The following is a 20,723-nucleotide window of genomic DNA, read 5'->3' as shown; positions in this document are numbered from 1 at the left end:
GGGAGGAATTAACTATGTGCGCATTGTTCGGATGGCTCGATTACAAAGGAATCGTCCCTTACAGGGTACTCAGAAAGCTTACACAGGCTCTGGCGAATGCGGCAGAAGAGCGCGGCACAGATGCCGCAGGTATAAGCTATGTTCACAATAATAAGATCACTATCTTCAAAAGGCCTAAACCCGCCCATAAGCTACACTTCAACGTTCCTGCCGAAACAAAAGCGATTATGGGGCATACTCGCTTAGCTACTCAGGGCGATAAGAGGCAAAATTACAACAACCACCCTTTCGCAGGTCATGCTGATAAGGAGTTCGCATTTGCACATAACGGCGTGCTCTGGAATGACAGAGATCTGCGAAAGGACGGAATAATTCCGACAACTTATATCGACACCGACAGCTACGCAGCGTGTCAACTTATTGAGAAGCAGGGAAAGCTCGACTTTAATAGTCTGAAATACATGGCTGAGACTGTTGAGGGAAACTTCTGCTTCACCGTACTTGATCAGAATAACAGCTTATACATTATTAAAGGAAGTAACCCGATGTACCTGCTCAAATTTGAAACTATAGGCTTATATGTCTATGCTTCAACAGAGACTATCATGAGAAAGGCTCTCAAGCAACTGGGACTGCACAAGTTCGGGAGTACACGCATTGATACCACAGAAGGCGATATACTCAGCATCGACAAAAACGGTGAAATCACACGCTCTCAGTTTGAACCCAAGATATATCGCTCCAAGTATATGAGCTGGTATGATTATGATGACTCTCCATTTTACAATATGCATGAGGAAATACTTCTCGCGTACTGCGGCTGCTATGGAGTTAACAGTGAAGACGTCGAGCTCTTGCTGGAGTATGGTTACTCCTGTGACGAGATCGAAGATATGCTTATGGATACTACCCTGCTCCATGAGACGCTCAGAAGCATAAAGTCTATGTGCGGCGAAGAACTATACGAAAACTGTTACGGTGGTGTATTTTAATGAGCAAGATCGGATATATACGTGTTTCGACTGAGCATCAGGAAACAGCACGTCAAGAAGCTTTGATGAAACAGTATCAGGTCGAGCGCATCTTTGCCGAGAAACTGTCGGGTAAAAATACTGACCGTCCCGAGCTGAAAGCCATGCTGGAATATGTTCGTGATGGCGATACTCTATACATCGAAAGTATCAGCAGACTGGGACGTTCCACGCGAGATTTGCTCAATATCATAGATGTACTTCAGCAGAAAAGAGTAACTCTTGTCAGCAGCAAGGAAAACATAGACACAAATACTCCACAGGGACGTTTCGTTCTCTCTATATTCGCAGCATTATCAGAGCTTGAACGTGAGCAGACCTTACAACGTCAGCGCGAGGGTATCGCTATTGCAAAGGCACAAGGAAAGTATAAAGGTCGACAGCCTATCCCTATTAACTGGAAAAGGTTTAGTCATCTGTATGAACAGTGGAAGTCCGGTACTATTACAGCTGTCGAATTCCGTAATCAAATGGGTCTGCGCTCCAACACATTCTATCGCAGACTCGATGAGTACAAAAGAAAGTATAATAAATGAGAAGGAGCCGGTACAACTAACCGGCTCTGATTTCATTTCAATAGGGTCTCGTTTTTTATTGACATATTTCAAAAGCTAAAACCCCATTTCTGTGAAATATTTTTTTGATGTTTCAATAGCCTATGGTCAAATGGTACTATCTTCTAACCAGAGTAAGGCAATATCATTTTGATACCTACTGCGTTCAAACTTGTTACTATTGATATAAATGAATATACCCATAAAATAACCGCAATGTTTTTATCACATTGCGGCTATTTATTTTCACTCGTTTTTTTGTTGCTGTTCTTTTGCTTTTTTCCGCCTTTGACCATAAGCAATATCAACAGCACAAGCAATATCGGTGCTGCTATAATGGGAGCTACAATGATCGGAGAAATGATGAATACGTCATTTGCAACGTATACCTTGTACTCTTCCTTTGTTTCTATCCTTTCACCTCTTACAAGCAGTCTGTGGGAATTGATACCGTATGGAGTACAGGTAAAAAGCGTACAGTAGTCCTTGGAAGGATCGATTTTCAGATCGTCTATCTCATATGGCTTTACAGTCTTTATCTGATCTACCTGATATGTAAATACTTCCGATAAGACAGTAATATAGAAAATGTCGCCGAGTTCCATTTTGTCAAGGTCGGTAAACAACCGCGCACTTGGCAGACCGCGATGACCTGACATGACGGAATGCGTTCCTGCTCCACCTATTGGCAGGCTCGTTCCTGGAAGATGTCCTACAGCCACCTGTAGTACGTTATCATCAACACTATGATATATAGGCAGCTCCACCTTTATTTTTTCAACTGTTAGATAACCCATAATGCCTGTTCCCGTAATATCAAGAGTGTTATAATACCCCTGTACTGTTTCGGGAGCTATTATCGGATTCTCTGCGGAGGCAATCCTACTGTTGTATTCCCTTGCGGCTTCAAAAATCTTATCACGTTCTTCACTGCTCATCGAATCAGATATCTCGTTATAAGCCTGTATAGCCTTAGATTGATGCAGAGCGTTGATATACTCGCTGACAGTGGGATACAAGAGCAGGAATATGCCTATAAACAATGCTGCAAAAGGCAGCGACCTGATAATGATACGCTTCATCAAAAGCTCCTTGAATTAAAATTGCAGTGCAGCGGAGATTACTCTCCGCTGCACAAGCATTTCAGATATTTGCTGTAATAATAAATGTGTTTAATTAGTCTTCATTAGCCTTCATTCTCTTCTTTGTAACGAGGAGGACTACAGAACCAGCAACCAGCAGTCCGCCTATGATGTAGAACAGCTTTGTACCGATACCACCTGTTGTTGGAAGGATAGAACCCTTTCTGTTTTCTATCTGATGAACAAACATATTCTCTTCTTTTGTAGATGACTTACTATTGGTCCATGTAACTGAATTCTCGGATATTGATGATGCACTGAGAGTAAATGATATATCAGCTGCTTTATTATAGCCTGATGGAGGATTACTTTCTTTCAATGTATAATCACCTGCATCAAGACCTGTAAATGTAAGGTAACCGTCGTCATCGACTGTTGCTGTAATACTCTTAGGATCGCCTGTTGCTGTTAGTTCTGTTGCAGATGCAGTTGTTTTAACGTATTTGTCAGATGTGCTCTCATATTTAGCCTGCTGCTCAGTTGTTAAATCTGCCGGATTAGTTGTGGTATAAGAACCATTATTTAATTTCCAGTATGTTCCGTTTGTATTATCCTTAGTAAATGTTGATCCAGTTACCGTTTCAACCTTATTCAATTTCACACCTTCAAGTGTAAATTCTGCACCCTTGAGTGGATTACCATCCTGATCTACCTTCTTGATCTTGATAGCAGTTGTATATGTATTTACCTTATCATTAGGTGTTTCACCGACAACTTCACTACCACCGGGTTCGTCAGGTGTTAATCCGGGAGTTCCTGTATAATCAACATTTGGATCATTTGAATATTTAAGCTTAGCTGTATTAGGATTTCCTACAGTCGGATCAATACTTGCATTTGAATTAAGTGTTGCAGTATATTCTATAACGATATCATCGCCTGCATCATATGAAGCAAAATTATTGATAACATCTTCAAAAACTATCTTGAGATTTGGTGTTCCTCCTGTCAGGACATAATAATCTGCATCATCTGTTGCATAATTAGTGTAATCAGTATCTGCATCCTTGGTTAAAGTACCTTTTAATACTGTACTATCATCTTTATCGTAAATCTTTACATTTATACTGCTTGCATTATATGTCAGACCTGCTGATAATGTATCCTCAACTATAAAGAAATACTTGTTATAACCTGTTGTATCAGGTACTTTAGTTTTAATGTGATATGTAATAACATCGCCTATAGCAGCAGTATTATAATCAACTTCTGTACTACCTTCAACTATCTTCTTTTCCAAAGTTGGAAGAGAATGTTTTGCACTTAAAGAGGTATCACCAACTATTTGCAAAAGATTAGCACTTCTGACCTGTGTACTGGTCGTGTCAGTAGCTGTTGCAAGTGTTGTTTCATCAACTACAAGATACCAACCGTCATCCACAGTAGCAGAGTAATTATTACCATCCTTTGTAAGAGACGTTCCTGTAGTACCGCGAATAGCAGCAGTATTCAGTATCTTTGCAAGCTTTTCTATCCTATCATCACCAGTTATCGAGGCAAGTGTTTCTGCAATATTATCTACTGTAGTAGATGCTGGCATAGTAATGCCGAGAACACCCGCGTTGGTTGTAAGTGCTGATATCAAAGCATCTGAATCAACATTTGCAGCCCATGAAAGGCCCGTTAATGAACCGTCAGTATTTTTAGTACCTAAAATAATAGGATAAGCTGTATAAGTATGAGTTGCGGTATCTGTATCGGTAACAGTAAGTGAATGTGTTACCGCATATGCTGTTAAACCTGTAGCAGCCATAGGTGTGATAGCTAAAAAGCCAGCTGTCATCATCGCTAAAAATCTTTTACTATTTTTCATATAATTTACCTCCGTTTTCGTTAAATTGACTTTGTTATTATCCGCCGTTTGTGTACTCAGGAAGCCATTTCACACTCGCCTCCTTTTGCGCCTGTACAAGGCGGCACCGCTTATTATTCCTATTGAAGTGAACACAATGCCGAAGAAATAAATCCGGTCTGTGCCACATCCCCCTGTTGCAGGAAGTTTGTACCATATGTACTTGTTTGTGATCAATATAGGTGTTGAAACAGTATTGCTGGCTACATCATTATTACTGTAACTAACAATGAAGTTTTCATCATCACTGACCCATTCCTTAGTTGCAGAATCATATCTGATCGGAATTTCAGTATTATCAGATTTGATTATTGAGATTTCCTCAATGTGATACTTGTAAAGATAGCGTGAATGATCCTCATCGATATAATGCTCATCAGAATCACTAATATCATGATTCTGCCAATGGTACTTCCATGAATTTAAAGAGTTTAGAGTCACTATTTTACTGAATTCTTCATCATTCTGATAACCAGTATCTGACAGATTAACCGGATTGGTTACTGAATTGGAATCCAAAGTAATTCGATAATTGCTGAAATCAGATACGTATTGACCGTTTACGATTTTATAGCCTTCTTTTGGTTCTGTAGCAGGAGCATATGTGATGCTATTAACTGTCGATACATCTGTGATCCTGACCTCGTTTACTCGGAATGGTCCACGTTGTCCTCCACTGTTTGCATATGGTGTTTCAAAATAGATATACATTTTTGAAGTATCGGCATAATCTGGAATCGTAAAAGTTTGTGAAAATGTATTCTGTACCCAATAGTCTATGCTGTTATCAGAATTAGTAACAGGAGAAATATTAGCTGTACCTATGGTTTTAAATCTATCATCGTTACTATTACCGCCAATTAAGTCTATAGATAATTGAATGTCTTCTGAGCTTCCAGGTCCATCGCCTTGAACTTTGGCTTCAAATCTATATGTATGCCCTTTTTGAAGGAATGGAACCTCCATTTTTATACCGTCGTTTGTTGCATTTCTATTAGATATTTCTAAATAATAAAAATGATTTTTTCCATCATACTCTCTTGATACAATAGCTGGATCATTATTAGGCTCATAATCATTCAAAGACCAATCATCCGTTTCCTCACTGAAGTTGGTATAATAGACTTCGCTGTTGTTTGTTGAAGTGCTTGATACTGGTTCACCACTTATAGTAACAACACCACCTGGATCGATTATTGTGTTACCTTCCATGATTTGCGGTGAAACAGATACAGGTCGATTACCTTCAATAGCTGTAAACTCGTCCATTCGGAAGGAAGTTCCACCCGGTTCAATTGGAGCATTATCATAATCATCACCATAAGGTACTGTTTCAACTACAATATACATATTATATGGGTCAATTTCCTCCGGAAGTTTTATTGTACCCGTAACCTGAGTCCATGTATTTGCTTCGACTGAAACTGGAGGATCAGAAATCTGTCTAAATTGACCAAGTCCGTTATTAAAGGTCATTTTGAATCTTGTTGCCACAGGACTTAATAAATAAGCACTGAACGTATATGTTTTATTAGCCTTGAATTTCGCAGGATCAAGGTCAAATCTTACACCGTGCCATGACTTGCTTCTACCGGTTACATACATTGCATCGCCCTTGGCATATGGATTATTTCCGCTTGATTTAATCTCAACGCTGCCGTTGGGTTTCCAGTCATTTACACCTCTTGTAAATGAATGATGTAACAGCAGCAGACTGTCTTCTGCCTTATCAGACGTTACCTTGAATGTTACGGTGTTGGCTGAAGCAGAAAGGTTCTGAACTACAAGTATTTCTTCGTCTTCTTCAAATTTTACAAAAAGAGTTTCATTAATCTTATTATCGTCTCTGTAACATGCATCTGTATGTGTATGTCCCTCAGTTCCATGCAAACCGCAAATAATGTTTAGAGGAAGATTAACTGCTGCATAAGTTCCGATCTTTTTTTGCGGATACAAAGGATCACCCCTGTAAATTTCCACACCATCCGGAAGAGTATAGGCTATTTCTGCACTTCCTCCGGCATATACTTCATTGGTGGTAAACTCTTTTATTAAATTTCCGCCTTCATCAAGAATATTAATCTTCAGATTTGTATGAGTACTTTCTGTATAACCTATCCTTGACCTCGTCAGCTTAACTTTTACACTAATATCATTCGCGTTGTAATTCTCCCACTTTTTCTCAACGTTAATATCCGTTTTAGACATATCAGTATTGGTTATAACCAGATCTCCGTTAGCATCAACGCTGTATGAAGCCTTGTATCCCGTCGGAACATTCAATTCTTCTACATTGTATGTATAGAAGTGATTGCCATACTGTGAAAGTAGTCCGGTTTTAGTAACGCCTTCAGTCCAATTAGAAGCAGGAATGGTGAATGTACGTCTCTTAACCAAGATAGGCTGATCATTATCTATTTCAGATTCCAAAAGAGCTACCTGTTTAACTTCTCCTGTAACGGAATCGGTACGCATGATCTTGTACTTAACTGTACCAAAATCTGTGGGAACATTTCCGCTCCATGCTTTTTTTATTTTAATATCTGTGGTTTTTTCGATTACTCTGTTGGTAAATGTATAGGAATTTGTTTCACTCAACGCTACAGGTTCTTCGCTTGATTCAACATTCACAGCGGCACTGCCTGTAAGCAATATAGGAGTTCCGCCGTTAATGGTAACCTGATCAAAGGTATTCGGGTCAACACCCTCTTCAACAACTTTGAACTGTCTGCTCTGACCAAGTCCGTCAAATGTCTTTCTTCCACCGTTAGGTAATGAGAAAGCACCATTGTTTTCAAAGTCACTTGGCTTGATCCAATTATTGTCTTTCCATTCCCATACTTGGAAATTGTATTCCTTATTGTCAATCTGATCATCTTTTACGAGATGCTGCTGATAATCGACATTCTTCATTACAGTCAGCGGCTTGAGAGTAGGAAGGTTCATTTCCATTGCAAGGTTTGAGTAACAACCGCCTCGCTCAAGGTAGAACATTTTGATCTCATGATTGCCGTTGGCATTTCCTCCTGAGTACCAGTCGGATATAAAATAAGTTATATCCTTGACTATCCATTTATTAACAGCATCGCTGCTTGTACTTGCTGTATCGATACCAATCGGTTTTGGAAGGGCCTCCCACTGAGCGTTTGTATAACCGCGATCTGCTTTGACTTGCGCCAAAGTTCTTCCTTCTGAATTGTCCTGTACCCAAACAAGTCCGTTCGAAAAATCGATCATGCCGCCTGTAGGCTCGTGTATACCGCCAATATCAAGAACCAATTTACCGTCAACAAATACCCACATATCATCATCGCCGCTGTACTTGAATGCTATTGGCTCTTGAACATTTTGTTCGTCATATGCAGGATTTGCAAAGTTTGCTTCCATCTTCATGCCGAAATGGTGATTGTAAGTTCCACTGCTGGTATCAAAGTTAGGATCCTTCTTTTCAGGATCATATTGATCGAAAGGAAAGAATCCTATTTTGAATCCTGTGTCGAGATCTGTTGGATATATAATTGGATTTCCATTAGTATCATATTTAGTACTTTCACCTGCATGATGATGGTTATCATTTACAATCTCAAAGGTACTGTCATAGACGCTGAAATTTCTGGTATCCGTATCGAAATAAGCATAATTCTTATCACTGTTATACACAAAATGTCCGGTTTCTTCATCAATTTTCAAGAGATGATTTACGCCTGTATAAACAGTTTTATACTCAGAAGGATTATCATCGAACAAATAAGCTAAGCTGCTGCCGTGATTTTTACCATCTACAACGTTATTTACTTTGGGATATCCGTCAACAAGTTCATTTACTACTATTCCTTGGAAAGGTCTGTTTCCTGATTGATAAGAATTTACATTATAATCACCTGTATAACTGTTCTTGTCATGTGTTCCTGGATAATATAAAGGGATTCTGTTATCTTCTGCACCAGTTTTTCCGTTCCATTCAATGTAATTTCCATTTTTATCGATATAGTTTCCGTTATTTACTGGATGACCGTTTGAATCTGTATATGGATCAGTCTTGGTGCTTTTCAGGTAATAACCTGTCGCTGCACCATGTGGCGGTGGTGTGCCATAAGCGAAGAATAAAATATCATCATAGATGTTTCTGCCGGCATTGATACCATTGGTAGTATTTGCGTTTGGATGCGTATATCCACCATTATTATCACTTTCATACCCATAATGGTTAGTCTGCGATTCAAGATTGTAGTCACCATAATCAAACAACGTGAATTTGATACCTTCTGCAATATTATCAATAGTTTCTATCGTCGGCGGAAGGTCGTCTTCGTTTGCTAATGCCCTTATATCATTATTTAGTTTGATCATGGGCAGATTAGCAGCCAACACTTCTTCATCAATTACATTGCTGATAGCATATGTATCTTCAATTTCATCGACTTCATTGAGCTTATCATTATCGGGAAGCTCTTCATCGGTATAGCATTGCAGTTTGTGGAAATGATTCTCATGACCGCACACCAGGACATTTTTATAACATTCTTCGGTATGAGTATGCTCCTCATTTTCTTCAAGTCCGCAAACGAGGACTTTTTCGTAACATTCATCGGTATGTTCATGCTCCTCAATACCGCAGAGCGGCTCGTTCACCATAGTGATGACCGTATCACGCAGTTCCCAGAGGACACCCGATGAAACAAATATTGACAGCACAAGCAGCAGCGATACCATACGCCGTCGCTTAACACTGTTTTTATGAATTATCTCATAAAAACTGTCGAAATAGTTTTTCATCTATTTCACCATTCCCCTTTCTGCGTTATTTCTTAGACCAAACCTTAAAAAGCACCCTTCCTACGATCTGATCCGTTCCTACACAGCCGATAGCGTTGCTTCTGCTGTCCACAGAAGTCTCACGCTGATCGCCGAGTATGAACACCTTGTTTTCGGGCACTTTATACGGGAATTCGATCTCACATTTTCCAAGCATTTTCTCCTCAACATAAGGCTCATCAAGAAGAGCACCGTTGATAAAGACGTTCCCGTCACCGTCTATTTCTATCATATCTCCAGAAAGACCGATAACGCGCTTCAGCAGCGATTTATTCTGCCATGAAACGCAGCAAAGATCTCCGTAAGTGACCTTGTCCGACTTGACAAGGACGAGTATGTCGCCTTCATTCAAAGTAGGCTCCATACTTTTTCCGACCACCTGAACTACAGGGAAAAACAGCGTTGACATAAGCACAGCTATCGCCGCCACAACAATAAGTATCGACACTGTGCTAAGCAGCGTTTTCCTGAATTTCTTTTTGTAATTTATACTTTTGAGCTCGCTTTCGACCTGTTCCACCGAAGGCATCGACTCAGGAACTCTTTTCTTGAATGGCATGACGATCATTTCCCTTTATCATTATTTTCGCTTTCAGATCTTTTCTTCGCCTCGGAAATAATTCTTTCAGCTTTTTCCCTTGCTTCCTGTACTATGGCTTCTGCTTTCTTTTCAGCTGCCTCAACAGCCGTATGCTCAAGCTGGCTCATATAGTCATCAGCTGTCTGCTGTGCAGCTTCAAAAAGTCCGTTGAGCTTTGCAGCCACCTCTGCAAGAGAGCCTGCATTACTTATCTTCATTTCCTTTTCGTTGAGCTTTTCACGAAGCTCCTCATTTTCCTTGATGAGGTCCTCCTGCTTTTTTTGATATTCGTATATAATATATATCAGATCACTTCGTTTGAGGTGTTTGAATTCTTTATCAGTCATACTGCGTCTCCATAAAAATTATTTATATGCCTATTCGATGTTTATATTATACCATTTGTTGAGAAACGCCGTCAACCTATTTTACGATTTTTAAACACAAATTTATCTTTTTTGTAAGATAGCACCAATAGACTCGCTTTGATTTGTGTGCTTTAACCATAGAAAAGTCCTACCATTTCATATACAAAAAGAACATTTTGCGGCATATTATACTATACAAAATTAATTTCACACATTGTTAATCATTTGTTCTTAGTCTGGAAATTTTTTGGCGTTTTGACCAAAGAATCAGCGGTATATTGTAGGCTACGCCGAAATTCAACTTTATTTATATATTTTTTAAATTTAATGATTGACTTGTAATGTGCTTAGGAAGTATAATATACATACAAGAATCATGTCAGTCAGACTAATGATTTTTTCAAGATTAAAACAATTGCAAATATCGTCGTTTTGCGCGATAATTATTTATTGTATTAATTTATATTTTATTACATATCATATAAAAAGGAAGGTTGCGTATAAGCTCATGGACGAAAAAATGACCAACGAACAGAATAAAGATACAAAGAAATACAAAAAGGCATTCGTCAAGGCTCTTTTCAGTACTCTCTGTTCACTTGCCACAGCAGCTGCTGTTATCGTTCTTATATGCAATTTTATTTTCCCAGTATTCAAGGTTACAGGCAGCAGCATGGAGCCAACCTTGGCAAAGGGGCAGACAGTGCTCTGCAATAAATCCTCGGTCATAAAAAAAGGCGATATCATCGCCTTCTACCATAACAAAAAGGTGCTTATAAAACGTGTCATCGGAACATCGGGGGACGTTATCAATATACTTGATGACGGCACTGTTGAACTGAACGGCACAAAACTGGACGAGCCCTATGTAAGCGTACTTTCCTTGGGTGAGTGTGATATATCATTCCCGTTCACAGTTCCCGAGTCCCGTTACTTTGTAATGGGTGACGAAAGAAGCACTTCCGTTGACAGCCGTTCAACTGCCGTCGGCTGTATTTCGGAGGAAAACATCATCGGAAAGGTCTATTTAAGAGTCGCTCCGATAAGCTCTTTCGGCAGGATAAAATGAAGAACAAGCGCAGTCTTATCGTAAATATCCTCCTTGTGACCGCTCTTGTGGCAGGACTTTGCATAATGATATATCCGTCATTCAGCAATTGGTGGAATTCAAACAAGCAGTCCCGCGCTATCGCCATATATGACCAGGCAGTAAGCAATATGGACAGAGCCGATAAGGAAAAACTGTTTGAAAGAGCAAGAAAATACAACAGTGAGCTTGCAAAGCTAAGTTCACCTCTCAGCGATTATAAAAGTATAGGCGGCTATGATGATATCCTTGACATTACAAGTACAGGCATCATAGGATATATTGAGATACCCAAGATAAACACCTATCTTCCCATATATCACGGTACAAGCCCAGAGGTGCTAAATGTAGCTGTGGGACATCTTGAGGGAACGTCCTTGCCCATAGGCGGTAAGAGCTGTCACTCGGTAATATCTGCTCACCGCGGACTCCCGTCGGCAAAGCTTTTCACCGACATAGACCAGCTTACCGAAAACGATACTTTTCGCATAACCGTCCTTGACGAAGTTCTGGATTATGAGGTGGACGAAATAGCCACAGTCCTTCCATACGAAATGGACAGACTTGCGGCTGTGCCTGATAAGGATTATGTTACTCTTATGACCTGCACGCCATATGGAATAAACACACATCGCCTGCTGGTGCGGGCTCACAGGATAGATACAGAGCAGCCACACGCTGTAAAGGTGCTGGCAGACGCTATTCCCGTGGACGAGATAAAGGTGCTCCCGTTCATTGTTATACCCATTCTCATATGCCTGATACTGTTCTGGATATTCTCGGGCAAACGTGACAAAAAGGAAAAGAAATAAAAGGATAAAGAGGTGATCTCATGCCATTTTCAATAAAAAGGACTTCACGTCTCATAGCCATAGTGTTTTCAATAATACTATGCCTTACGTTCTGTATACCTTTCACAGTTAGCTGTGATGACGGCACAGCTCGTTCAATAAAGCTCATATGCCGAAAGGACGACACTACTCTCGTAGGCATGAAATGGCGTATATACAGGGTAGGCGAACGCTCTGGCAGCGGCATCGTACTTACAGGCGACTTCGCTAAATATCCCATAGAGACAAGTAGTATAACCGAGGAAAATGTTGAACAGATCGCCAAAACTATTGCGAGCTACGCGGTCGTAGATGGTATCGCTCCTCTCAGTACAGGTGAGACGGGCAAAAACGGCGAGCTCACATTCAGCGGACTGAGCAAGGGCGTATATCTCGCTGTAGGCAAGACTCTGCAAGTTGAAAACACATACTATGTACCTTCAACCCTGCTTCTTGAAGCTAATGAGAGCGATGTTTCATTCAGCTATGACGCCTATCCCAAATTCTCATACATTACTCTCAGCAACACTGTTGACTCATATACTGTGAAAAAAGTTTGGGTAAACGATACTGCCGACAGCATAGCACGTCCCACATATATCACCGTTGACCTTTTCCGTAATGATGAGATATTTGACACAGTTACACTGAATGAAGAAAACAACTGGGAATACCGTTGGAATGATCTTGAACCCGTCAATGACTGGTACGTGGTAGAGCGTGTTATTCCTACAAACTACACAGTAATAATCGACTATAACAGCAGCCAGTACCTGATAAAAAACAGCTACAAACCACCTGTAACAACAGTTACATCTACTACAAACATATCAGATACTACTACAACTATTTCATCATCAGAAACACAGATCACAAAAATTACAGCCACGGCAACTTCCACAACAAATACCACTACAAAAATGCAGCAAACGACCACAAAGATTCTGCCCCCTCTTGCACAGACAGGACAGCTGTGGTGGCCCGTTATTCCCCTCGTTGCAGGAGGACTGTTACTGATAACATTAGGCGTTCTTATTAAAGGCAGAAAGAACGATAAGGATTAATCTGAAATAAACCAAGTCCCGAAGCAATTTCAAATTACTTCGGGACTTATTACATTTATTTATCACATCTGCTGCCTCTTACAGCGACTCTTGCTTGTCCGCTGAGCGTGCAGGTAAAAAGGGTTATATCCCATTCACTTTCGCTGCCTGAGAACATCCCCTCGGAATCACTGCCGTCAAGGACTCTTATGTCCTCCACCGTATATCTGTAGATATTACCTCTCGTATCAATAAAGCTGAATTCTGCTCCGTTTTCAAGCTCATTAATTCGTCCAAAATGGCTGTTGTAATTATGTGCGGCAATAATAAGGTCATTGCCTGACGCAGTGCCGCTGAACCGACATGGAGAGATCTCAAGAGCGTCATAACTCCAATTATCAATAATGGGCAGTTCAAGTCCAAGTGATGGAAGTGATATATAGCCGCTATAATCTATTCCGTCAACATTTATGGCGATAGGTTCCTCTTCTTCGACCTGTTCATATTGCAAAAACAGGTCATCGGCAGGATTCTCGGAAGGTTTTGTCGGAATTTCCTCAGTTGGCTCAGGGATATATCGCTTCAATTCAGTCAGGACATTCTGTGACTTTTCGTATGCCCGTCTATCCTGTATGATATTGAAAACGCAAAGAGCCGCTGCCGCTATAAGCATGAGTATGCCTGTGAATATAAGTGCTGTTTTTATTTTTTTCCTCATTTTAGTATCCGATCCGATATTTAATGCTCTGTTGTTTATTATAGCACAGATGAATATTGTCAGCCTTCAGCCGTTTCCTTATCCTGCTCCTTGGATTCGGTTTTGTCCGTTTCTTCATTGCCTTTATCTGCAAAAGCTCCCAGAACAGGCGGCAGAACATTTGATATAATGGTTATCATCGTTGCTATATGCTGAGCTCTGACAATTCCCAGCGCACTGTTGATGAATGTATTGCTTATCACAGAAGAACTCATTCCGCAGCTTTCGGCTACAAGCATTACTGCAAACATCAGTCTCTGGTTTTTGTCCACTGATTTTTCATCAAATCTCTTGCAGTCCTTTAAGAATTCATCAGCTTCGATTATTTCGCCGGCAATCATTTCGGGAGCTTCGTCAATGCCTATCAGAGTGCCGAGAGCTGAAAAAGCGTATCCACCCTTGATATCGGCTTTATTGTCATTCAATATATTATAAATACTGATTATCTTGTCGCACTTTCCCTTGATATCTCCGTCTGTCAGTGCAAGTATCTCGCTGAGTCCCTGTATTGAATCAGAACCTGCCTTGATCTTGCAGGTCTTCTTAAGATACTCAAAACATTCATTCATATCACTGATAACAGTATCAGCATCTCTGTCGGAAAGCGCAAGGAGTATCACATAAGAAATATCCTCAGAGTCTGTAAGGAAAGGGTGCTGTTTTTCCATTTTCTTCATGATCTCGTTATGCTTTTCAACGATCTCATCGGCGTCATTTTGTCTGCCAAGATCACAAGCCAGCATCGCAGCAAGGACCATATAGGAATTATCCTTGAACTTTCCCTTGTGCAGCTTCTTATAGACTGCCTTGACATCTTCTATATACTGTTCGGGAGTTTCTGACAGAGCCATTTCACTCAGCAGAGCCAGCTTCACAGCGTCTCTGTATTCTGAGAAAAAGCCTGTATGCTTCGCAAGTATCTTACGGCATTCGGTCAGCTTCTCAATATCAGCTTCTTTGTCTGCGCCTGTAAATATAAGTCCTGCCGCTATGCTCATAACAGCCTTTTCAAGCAGAAACTTCTTGGAAACAGCATTACGGTTCCGTAAAAAAAGATCACATTTGCTTCTTAATCTTTCAGTCATATGCTCCTCCTTGTCATATTCATTCCGCAAAAGGACCGCCTGTCAGTTCTAATGCTTTTATGCCCTTGACAGCCTTGATAGTGCGCGGGAGATACAGAAGCGCGGTTAATCCGAAGAATACGCATTGAATAACTGCCCTTTTCGGATCGTCTGTTACATAATCCGCAGAAAATCCCGAACCGCTGAGTAAGCTTCCAACTACGACGATCCAGTCGAAGAATGCGTGTGCAGTCATAGCACCAATGAGATTTTTATACTCCAGAACGCAATAGCACCAAACAATGGCAAACATAGTTGTCTCCAGTGTCTTCATAAGTCCCGTAGCAATTGTGCTGATGCTCGAAAAATCCAGGTCAAACATAACATGAACAAAGCCGAATACTACTGAAGAAATCACAGCAGCCCAGAGCATACCGTTTTTCTTCCTTCCGAACCAGAGAAGCAAGCCGCCCAGAAGAAGTCCGCGAAAGATCGCTTCTTCATTGATACCGACAAGTACCATAAGCAGTGTGTTATATGGTATCTGTTTCAGACCGTCAATGCTGATGCCGTTTGAATCTTTTGACAAAAAAGCAGTTGATGCGATCAGTACGCCCAATACAACGTTTATCAGGACAAGAGGCCATACAAATTTCCATGTCTTTTTGATCGCTTCCTTATCAAAACGAAGCCATGCTATCCCACCGAGGAATATGAAGGCTGCTACGGAAATAATGCATCGGCACAGATATTCGATGCAGCTCAGTTTACACCCTGTAACATCGTTTATAAGGATCGCTAATAATATTGCTCCCACAATTGATACAACCGCAAATACCAATGCAAGGATCACCTTAATTACGGCTTTTTTGCCGTTTGGACCGTAAGGTGCACGGTCACCATCTCTTTTTGATTCCATCTCTTTAAAACCTTTCTGTATAATATATATCATTATTATATATATATATCCATAATATGTCAATATACTGAGGACTGACTCATTTATTTTTTATTAATTGACAATTTATCAGCCATGATATATAATTAGAAAAACACACGGAATTATAAACATTATAATTATAAAAATCAGAGGTGCTTATTATGTCAGATAACTACATTCCACCCGAAAGACAGGATATAAACAACGCGGTAATTCCCGAAAATGCTGAGTTTTATGAAGAAATGAAGCTTCTTGTTCATCTGGCAGAGGATTATCCCGATGATGTTGAACTCCGACTGTTCGCTCCTGTTTCAGATGCGGAAATAGACGAGTTTGAAAAGCGTACAAATATAAAGCTGACCGATGAATTAAGAGACTTATACAAGTTCACGAACGGTTTTTATCTTAGTCCGTCTAATCTTGAAATCAGCACACTCGACCAGGTCGAAAAAATGCTCGATACCGAATGGGAGTGGGGCGATACAAAGAATTATCTGTACCTCGGCGATATGATCGGCGACGGCGAAATCGTTCTCCTTGACCTTGACACTAACAAGATAATAACTAACGATCACGGCGATGAAGACGAGTACGATGATATTACAACTCTGCTCGGCTGTACTATTGCAGATTTCTTAGACGGCGAAGTCGAGGACGAAGAATTAGATGAATATCTTGAAGAATGGTAAGACGATGAGTAATAAAACAGAAAAAGTAAACCGCAGCTGAAGATAAGGATCTGCTGATTTTCAGGCTGTAATACAGGTGAATAAAATGTCAGAAGTAAAAGAATACAAATGCCCGTCATGCGGTGCTCCAATGTATTATGATATCAAATGCAAAACACTGTCATGCAGATTTTGCAAGAATACTTACGATCAGGAGTATATCCTCTCTCACTTCAAAGAAGAAACTAATGGAAAGGACTCTGATTTTGACTGGGTAAAAAGATCAAAAGCTGTATGGGAACCATATGTAAGTGATAAGATCGAAGAATTCGACTGTCCGTCATGCGGCGGACAGATCATAACTCTTTCTTCAACAGGAACTGCAAAATGTCCGTTTTGCAGCCATGATGTTATAATATCTTCCGATTTTAAAGGAGATATACGTCCTGATAAAGTCATTCCGTTCAGGATAACAAAAAAGGAATTCGCGGAAAAATACATGGGATATATTTCGGGTATAAAAAATGTTCCCAAAGAATTCAAGGATAAGGCTGTACTGGATAAAATAACAGGCTGCTATATACCTGTCTGGGGGTACAGCTGTACCTGCGACTCGACTGTTGATTCAAAAGCCTGCTCCTCTATAACTGTAAAGGATTATCCTATACTCGCAAATGATAAGAATATGGGCTGGAATGTTTTTTATTCCATGTGGCCTTTCAATTTCAATGAAGCAGATGATTTCAATGAATCATATCTTACGGGATTTTATGCAAGCAGATATACTATCGGTGCTGAAAACGCTATGAGAGATGCAGATTACAGAGTAAAAGAAGCCTGCCCTGTAAAAAAGATCAGAACTGATAATGGTACTGTTGATCCGCAGACAGCTGTTATCAAAAAGACTATCCATAACAGAGAACTGACATATTATCTTGTACCTGTATGGCTTATGAATGTAACATATGATAAAGCAAATTATACCATTGTAATGAATGGTCAGACAGGAGAAATGTGTACTGACAATCTTCCTGAAAATCCGCTTTATTATCGCTTATTTAAAATAATATATCTTATCCTTCAGCTGATAGAGTTCGGTCTGGGATTTCTGCTTATAAAAAGGTTCATCTCCGAAGCAGGCTTCGATGCTGAGGTAAGCGGAATAATCATAATGATGTTACTGTTATGCATATTTATCCCTGTGGTGTTTAATGTAACGGTTTCTTCTATAATATGTAAGATAGTATTCCGAAAGAAAAGAAAAAAATTAGGTTCAATTGAAAAAAATCGCTTTTTTTATGTCGATGATTTTATTGAATAATTGCTGTTCGCTAAACTGACAGAATAACGTGATATCAAGAAAATAACAGTTCCTGTCTGTATTTGGACGGAAGTTTTTTCAATCCAAATGGTGGACAAAGCGAGAGAGGCGTGTTATAATTGTATTAATATAAGTCATAAGAGGAGGTCATTTATGCAAGAGCTTATTAAAGCGGTAAAGAAAAGAATGAGTGAACTTTCTAATTTAGGCGAAGAGAATATTAAAAACCATGTTGTAGTAAATGTGTTTCTCAAGGAACTTGGATATAATCCCGAAAACTGGGATTATGAAGAAGCTATTTATGAGGGCAGAGCAGACATCGTTTATAAGATAAAAAATGAGCCTTTGTTTATTGTTGAGACAAAGGGACAGAAAAAAGGTAGCCAAACTACTAATATTGATTTAACAGAAAAAGATATGAAACAACTTTCTGAATATCTTAATTCTCATAAACCAGTAATTGACTGGGGCTTGCTCACAAATGGAATAAGATATATTCTTTTGAATAATAGTATTGAAGGTGAAATACCTGATCGAATTGTATTTGATATATCTTTTGACGACTCTCACAACAGGGATAGGGCATATTTAAAATATTACTCTTATGAAAACTTGTTTGTTAATAAAACAACACAGTATTTTGCGGATATAGCGCAGTTTAAGAGCTTTGCAAAAAAAGATGGTACATTAGATATGAAAAACTGGAGCGTATATAAAAGTACCCTTTTCAGATTTTTCGATTATTATGCTAAACAAAATGGTTATAAAATAATAAGTAAAGCTCCTCACGAAATATTATCAAGAATTCATCCTGAAGATTTTATTGAATTTGTAAATGAAAAATCTAAAAATCGAGGTTTTGGAAAACGTGTTACATCAAAAGAAACAGTAAAAAGTAATTTTTCCTATCTATCTTCTTTTTTTAAAACTTTATCTGCACATTCATATGTTAATAATCAGAATTTTACACAAGGTAGAGATTTTTCACTATCAGAGGTTGTGGATACACCAAAAAAGAAATCTGATAACTATGTTGATGAAAATACATTTAAAGAAGCATTGTCGTATTATTATTCTTCAAAAACAAATTATAGGGATATTGCGGTATTTTTACTCTGTGCATATTATGGGTTGGAACGTAGCGTCGTACATAATTTAAAATGGGATTCTATTGATTTGAATAAAAGGATTTTTAGAGTTAATGAACAGAAATGCGAAATTATCGATCTATTAGAGCTATGTTTTGTCGAAATAAAAAAACAGAATAAAGGTAACAAAAACAAATCTAAGTATGTTTTCACATCACGTACTGGAAGTAAAAACGAAAAAGCAAATGCCTCTACTTTAAATGATGTTTTTAACAGATTAAAGAATATCAGAAATAATGAAGGATTTTGGTCGTTTTTTTCGCCTCAATATGTGCGTAATTGTTTAGTCTATAGAATGTTTGAAGCTGGTTTTTCATTAGAACAGATTATTTATTTTACTGGCATTGACATAAAAAAGATTTCAAACTATATTTCAAGTGATAAAATAATAGAAGAGGGCAAAAAAAGATATAGGAGTGGTATGAAATCGAATGTTGTTCATCCGTTCAAAAAAGTTGTAGATGAATTCTATGCATATATAACTACAAAATGAAAATAATATACCCATGGTTTACTTGATTTTTGCAAAAAGCTATGATATAATACAGGTAAAGCAGAACAGGAATGGTCGGAAGAGACCTCTGTAACAAGAATTATTATGAAAGGAGTTAACCGAAATGAAACAGTTTACTATGATCTATCTGTATAGCGAACACTATGAAGAAAGTTTCTATCACGAGAGTGAAGAGGCTCTATTTGTGCTGCATACAGATAAATGTAGTGGATAGTCATTTCGGAAAACACTTTCTTTGTGTTGTGATCCATACAAATGATAAACACCGTCTGTATGTAAGCAGACGGTGTTTTTTCTATGTCTGAAATCATAATTCAAGGAAAGGAGTTGCTAACGATGCCGATAATCGACGTAAAAGCAACAGGTAATAATATCAAGAATATCATAAAATCTAAGGGTTTCAAGATATCCGATGTGCAGGCTCGATGCGGTTTCAATACTCCGCAGGCTATCTTCAAGTGGATGCGTGGAGACGCTGTTCCTACCATCGACAACCTGATAATACTGGCAGATATGTTTGATGTGCCGATAGATAAAATAATAATCGTCACTCGAATATGAGTGACGATATATGGCGGATTCGTCTAATAGGTCAGGACAAGAGGCTTTCAATCTCTAAATGCTGGGTTCGAACCCCGCATCCGTCACCAGGTAGTCGTCGTCTAATGGAAGGACGTCAGATTGTGACTCTGAAAATAGGGGTTCGATTCCCTTCGATTACCCTAATATGGGCAAGTATGCATAGTGGCGATTGCAGCGGACTGTAAATCCGTGACTTTGATACACCGTAGGTTCGACTCCTACCTTGCCCACCAATATGGCGGATTCGTCTAACAGGTCAGGACGAGAGGCTCTCAATCTCTAAATGTCGGGTTCGAACCCCACATCCGTCACCAATGGTCGCATAAGCCTAACTGGTAAGGCAGCAGTTTGCTAAACTGTGAGTAATCGGAATGTTCCGATGTCTGAGTTCAAGTCTCAGTACGACCGCCAAAGAGAACAGCTCCGA

General features: G+C 39.4%; 17 protein-coding genes and 5 tRNA genes. 14 read left to right on the top strand and 8 right to left on the bottom strand.

What is annotated here, in order from left to right:
- Positions 1–14: 14 nt before the first annotated feature.
- A complete protein-coding gene (locus QZZ41_RS01750; RefSeq protein ID WP_295067237.1) occupies positions 15–992 on the top strand; it encodes a class II glutamine amidotransferase in 978 nt (325 codons plus the stop codon).
- Positions 992–1,567, top strand: a complete 576-nt coding sequence (locus QZZ41_RS01745; protein ID WP_295067234.1) for a recombinase family protein — start codon at positions 992–994, stop codon at positions 1,565–1,567. The genes QZZ41_RS01750 and QZZ41_RS01745 overlap by 1 nt, the downstream gene beginning before the upstream one ends.
- A gap of 254 nt (positions 1,568–1,821) precedes the next feature.
- Here the strand turns inward: QZZ41_RS01745 and QZZ41_RS01740 are convergent, their stop codons facing one another.
- From QZZ41_RS01740 to QZZ41_RS01720, 5 genes are all read right to left on the bottom strand, one after another.
- Complete coding sequence (locus QZZ41_RS01740) at positions 1,822–2,667, bottom strand: class C sortase (protein WP_295067232.1); 846 nt, start codon at positions 2,665–2,667, stop codon at positions 1,822–1,824.
- A 94-nt stretch (positions 2,668–2,761) separates the two neighbouring features.
- A complete protein-coding gene (locus QZZ41_RS01735) occupies positions 2,762–4,540 on the bottom strand; it encodes an isopeptide-forming domain-containing fimbrial protein (protein WP_295067229.1) in 1,779 nt (592 codons plus the stop codon).
- A gap of 69 nt (positions 4,541–4,609) precedes the next feature.
- Positions 4,610–9,355: a carbohydrate binding domain-containing protein gene (locus QZZ41_RS01730; protein WP_295067225.1), complete on the bottom strand. Its 4,746-nt coding sequence runs from the start codon at positions 9,353–9,355 to the stop codon at positions 4,610–4,612.
- A 25-nt stretch (positions 9,356–9,380) separates the two neighbouring features.
- Positions 9,381–9,953 (bottom strand): signal peptidase I, encoded by a 573-nt coding sequence (lepB, locus tag QZZ41_RS01725; protein WP_295067220.1) that lies wholly within the window; start codon positions 9,951–9,953, stop codon positions 9,381–9,383.
- 5 nt (positions 9,954–9,958) lie between these two features.
- Positions 9,959–10,321 carry a hypothetical protein gene (locus QZZ41_RS01720; RefSeq protein WP_295067217.1) on the bottom strand — a complete coding sequence of 121 codons (363 nt, stop codon included), beginning with the start codon at positions 10,319–10,321 and terminating at the stop codon, positions 9,959–9,961.
- Positions 10,322–10,850: 529 nt separating this feature from the next.
- On the opposite strand from QZZ41_RS01720, the gene lepB (QZZ41_RS01715) reads away from it, so the two are divergent.
- The 3 genes from lepB (QZZ41_RS01715) to QZZ41_RS01705 are packed head-to-tail and all read left to right on the top strand — an operon-like array spanning position 10,851 to position 13,323.
- The gene (gene lepB / locus QZZ41_RS01715) at positions 10,851–11,411 is read left to right on the top strand and encodes a signal peptidase I (RefSeq protein WP_295067214.1); all 561 of its coding nucleotides are present in this window, start codon (positions 10,851–10,853) and stop codon (positions 11,409–11,411) included.
- Positions 11,408–12,241: a class C sortase gene (locus QZZ41_RS01710; protein WP_295067211.1), complete on the top strand. Its 834-nt coding sequence runs from the start codon at positions 11,408–11,410 to the stop codon at positions 12,239–12,241. Before lepB (QZZ41_RS01715) ends, QZZ41_RS01710 begins: the two co-directional genes overlap by 4 nt.
- A 20-nt stretch (positions 12,242–12,261) precedes the next feature.
- Positions 12,262–13,323, top strand: a complete 1,062-nt coding sequence (locus QZZ41_RS01705; RefSeq protein ID WP_295067208.1) for a Cna B-type domain-containing protein — start codon at positions 12,262–12,264, stop codon at positions 13,321–13,323.
- 55 nt (positions 13,324–13,378) lie between these two features.
- On the opposite strand, the gene QZZ41_RS01700 is transcribed toward QZZ41_RS01705, so the two are convergent.
- The 3 genes from QZZ41_RS01700 to QZZ41_RS01690 are packed head-to-tail and all read right to left on the bottom strand — an operon-like array spanning position 13,379 to position 16,042.
- Complete coding sequence (locus QZZ41_RS01700) at positions 13,379–14,020, bottom strand: sortase (protein WP_295067205.1); 642 nt, start codon at positions 14,018–14,020, stop codon at positions 13,379–13,381.
- A 59-nt stretch (positions 14,021–14,079) separates the two neighbouring features.
- Positions 14,080–15,144 (bottom strand): DUF4003 family protein, encoded by a 1,065-nt coding sequence (locus QZZ41_RS01695; protein WP_295067202.1) that lies wholly within the window; start codon positions 15,142–15,144, stop codon positions 14,080–14,082.
- 19 nt (positions 15,145–15,163) lie between these two features.
- Positions 15,164–16,042 carry a CPBP family intramembrane glutamic endopeptidase gene (locus QZZ41_RS01690; protein WP_295067199.1) on the bottom strand — a complete coding sequence of 293 codons (879 nt, stop codon included), beginning with the start codon at positions 16,040–16,042 and terminating at the stop codon, positions 15,164–15,166.
- A 182-nt stretch (positions 16,043–16,224) separates the two neighbouring features.
- Between QZZ41_RS01690 and QZZ41_RS01685 the strand changes: the two genes are divergently transcribed.
- The 9 genes from QZZ41_RS01685 (at position 16,225) to QZZ41_RS01645 (ending at position 20,707) form a co-directional block, all read left to right on the top strand.
- The gene (locus tag QZZ41_RS01685; protein ID WP_295067197.1) at positions 16,225–16,752 is read left to right on the top strand and encodes an SMI1/KNR4 family protein; all 528 of its coding nucleotides are present in this window, start codon (positions 16,225–16,227) and stop codon (positions 16,750–16,752) included.
- An 85-nt stretch (positions 16,753–16,837) separates the two neighbouring features.
- Positions 16,838–18,052, top strand: a complete 1,215-nt coding sequence (locus QZZ41_RS01680; RefSeq protein WP_295067195.1) for a hypothetical protein — start codon at positions 16,838–16,840, stop codon at positions 18,050–18,052.
- Between the two features lie 153 nt (positions 18,053–18,205).
- Positions 18,206–19,693 carry a tyrosine-type recombinase/integrase gene (locus tag QZZ41_RS01675; RefSeq protein ID WP_295067192.1) on the top strand — a complete coding sequence of 496 codons (1,488 nt, stop codon included), beginning with the start codon at positions 18,206–18,208 and terminating at the stop codon, positions 19,691–19,693.
- A 357-nt stretch (positions 19,694–20,050) separates the two neighbouring features.
- The gene (locus QZZ41_RS01670; protein ID WP_031563275.1) at positions 20,051–20,275 is read left to right on the top strand and encodes a helix-turn-helix domain-containing protein; all 225 of its coding nucleotides are present in this window, start codon (positions 20,051–20,053) and stop codon (positions 20,273–20,275) included.
- A 12-nt stretch (positions 20,276–20,287) separates the two neighbouring features.
- Positions 20,288–20,364: transfer RNA gene (locus QZZ41_RS01665), tRNA-Glu, on the top strand.
- Position 20,365: 1 nt separating this feature from the next.
- Positions 20,366–20,436: transfer RNA gene (locus tag QZZ41_RS01660), tRNA-His, on the top strand.
- 7 nt (positions 20,437–20,443) lie between these two features.
- Positions 20,444–20,529 (top strand) — tRNA-Tyr (locus tag QZZ41_RS01655).
- A 4-nt stretch (positions 20,530–20,533) separates the two neighbouring features.
- A tRNA-Glu gene (locus QZZ41_RS01650) sits at positions 20,534–20,610 on the top strand.
- A gap of 2 nt (positions 20,611–20,612) precedes the next feature.
- Positions 20,613–20,707: transfer RNA gene (locus tag QZZ41_RS01645), tRNA-Ser, on the top strand.
- The last annotated feature ends 16 nt before the right edge of the window (positions 20,708–20,723 follow it).

The sequence above is a fragment of the Ruminococcus sp. genome (assembly GCF_016283395.1).
The sequence above is the reverse complement of the archived record's forward strand: the minus strand, read 5'-3'. Positions and strand labels throughout refer to the sequence as shown.

Coding starts and splice junctions, on each gene's coding strand:
- QZZ41_RS01750 (WP_295067237.1), top strand. CDS start 15: ATGTGCGCATTGTTCGGATGGCTCGATTACAAAGGAATCGTCCCTTAC.
- QZZ41_RS01745 (WP_295067234.1), top strand. CDS start 992: ATGAGCAAGATCGGATATATACGTGTTTCGACTGAGCATCAGGAAACA.
- QZZ41_RS01740 (WP_295067232.1), bottom strand. CDS start 2,667: ATGAAGCGTATCATTATCAGGTCGCTGCCTTTTGCAGCATTGTTTATA.
- QZZ41_RS01735 (WP_295067229.1), bottom strand. CDS start 4,540: ATGAAAAATAGTAAAAGATTTTTAGCGATGATGACAGCTGGCTTTTTA.
- QZZ41_RS01730 (WP_295067225.1), bottom strand. CDS start 9,355: ATGAAAAACTATTTCGACAGTTTTTATGAGATAATTCATAAAAACAGT.
- lepB (WP_295067220.1), bottom strand. CDS start 9,953: ATGCCATTCAAGAAAAGAGTTCCTGAGTCGATGCCTTCGGTGGAACAG.
- QZZ41_RS01720 (WP_295067217.1), bottom strand. CDS start 10,321: ATGACTGATAAAGAATTCAAACACCTCAAACGAAGTGATCTGATATAT.
- lepB (WP_295067214.1), top strand. CDS start 10,851: ATGGACGAAAAAATGACCAACGAACAGAATAAAGATACAAAGAAATAC.
- QZZ41_RS01710 (WP_295067211.1), top strand. CDS start 11,408: ATGAAGAACAAGCGCAGTCTTATCGTAAATATCCTCCTTGTGACCGCT.
- QZZ41_RS01705 (WP_295067208.1), top strand. CDS start 12,262: ATGCCATTTTCAATAAAAAGGACTTCACGTCTCATAGCCATAGTGTTT.
- QZZ41_RS01700 (WP_295067205.1), bottom strand. CDS start 14,020: ATGAGGAAAAAAATAAAAACAGCACTTATATTCACAGGCATACTCATG.
- QZZ41_RS01695 (WP_295067202.1), bottom strand. CDS start 15,144: ATGACTGAAAGATTAAGAAGCAAATGTGATCTTTTTTTACGGAACCGT.
- QZZ41_RS01690 (WP_295067199.1), bottom strand. CDS start 16,042: ATGGAATCAAAAAGAGATGGTGACCGTGCACCTTACGGTCCAAACGGC.
- QZZ41_RS01685 (WP_295067197.1), top strand. CDS start 16,225: ATGTCAGATAACTACATTCCACCCGAAAGACAGGATATAAACAACGCG.
- QZZ41_RS01680 (WP_295067195.1), top strand. CDS start 16,838: ATGTCAGAAGTAAAAGAATACAAATGCCCGTCATGCGGTGCTCCAATG.
- QZZ41_RS01675 (WP_295067192.1), top strand. CDS start 18,206: ATGCAAGAGCTTATTAAAGCGGTAAAGAAAAGAATGAGTGAACTTTCT.
- QZZ41_RS01670 (WP_031563275.1), top strand. CDS start 20,051: ATGCCGATAATCGACGTAAAAGCAACAGGTAATAATATCAAGAATATC.